This window comes from Nocardiopsis sp. NPDC055879 (assembly GCF_053615935.1).
Genome location: NZ_JBSHCT010000092.1, coordinates 1 through 1,406 on the forward strand (window position 1 = coordinate 1; position 1,406 = coordinate 1,406).

At 67.5% G+C, this 1,406-nt stretch carries 1 protein-coding gene; it reads left to right on the forward strand.

All coding sequences use genetic code 11. The annotated features are described in order from the left end of the window. A partial coding sequence (locus ACWGKS_RS29960) for an HNH endonuclease signature motif containing protein (protein WP_452525093.1) occupies nucleotides 1-621 on the forward strand: 621 nt, incomplete at its 5' end. Between the last annotated feature and the right edge of the window lie 785 nt (nucleotides 622-1,406).

A 1,406-nucleotide genomic window follows, 5' to 3' on the forward strand; every position in this document is an offset into this window, starting at 1 on the left:
GAGCCGTATGGGCCGGAGAACGCGGCGATGCCGAAGCATCAGCGGGTCTATGACGCGATGATGCGGATCTTCGAGACCGCTCTGACCCACCGGGGCTGCTCCAGCCTGAGCCGCCAACCGTTGGCGACCCTCAACATCACCGTCCCCCTCAAACGCTTCCTCGGAGACGAAACCGCTGAACCCGCCGTCACGGAGGACGGTGTGGTCATCCCCGACCAGATGGTGTCCCGCCTGGTCCCCAACAGCTGGCTGCGCAGGTTCGTGACCGACGAAGAAGGTCAAACCCTGCTGGACGTGGGGCGAAAGCAGCGATGCGCCCCCGACCCGGTCCGCCAAGCGGCCGGGTTCAAAGAGTTCACCTGCCAATGGCACCAGGGCTGCGACGTGCCCCGTAGCTGGTCACAGTACGACCACATCATCCCCTTCTCCCACGGCGGGGCCACCAGCGCCGACAACATGCAGGTGCTCTGCTCGACCCACAACCGGCTCAAGCACCGGTTGCAGGCGAAGATGAATCGGCAGATCTGGGAACACCACCACGCCCAGAACCGCCAGGAAGCGGGAAAGGACAGCGGGTCCGGGGATGGGGAAGGGGAGCCAGCCCCAGCCACCGCCTTCTAACCACCAACCCCCGTTTCCACCACGCGTTTCCACCAGGTGGAACATCACCCCGGAGAGACCACCCGATCTGGGTGTCAGACCCCAAGGGCCCGTGCCCTGTGGGGATATCAGCATGCCCAGGGGCAGAAACACCGCGAACCCCCCACCCAGAGCCATATCCCGGGGACAGAGTGGCCCCCGTCGGGGTGTCGACAGCACACCTACCGACACCGGACCTACTGCGAGTACCGGCGCCACTGCCACCCCACTACAGGGTGCCGGGGCTACCCACCACGGGCACGGTGCCGGGTGGGGCTGCTCCCACCACTGCTACCGGCCCGCCGGCACCCGGGCCTGCTGTGGGCCTCGGTGTGGTCTTGACTATCGGTGCCGGCTACCGCTGGGACGCGCCCGGCCCCGTGCCCCACCTGTAGCGGGTACTTCGTAACCGGGCCCGTCACGTAGTGGCGACGCGCCCCACGAGGACACCAGGCGGAGGGGAAGGGATCCGGCCGCTTGCGGCCGGAGTGGGCCGCAGGCCCACAGGGCCGTTGGGAACCCCGACCACTCTCCCCCTTCCCCGATAGCCGCCAAACCGCCGCCCGTGCCGTACGGGTCAAGGCCACCAGCCCCGCTGTCAGAGCACTCAACATTGCCTTGACGCGTGCGGTGCGGGCGGCAACAATCACGCGGCGGGGAAGGAGGGAGAACCCACCCACACAACGCCCAACAACCCCAAGACTCCCGACCCCAGGCGCCTCACCATCAACCTCTGGGCAGCACAAAACCGGCGGAACCAGAAGCTC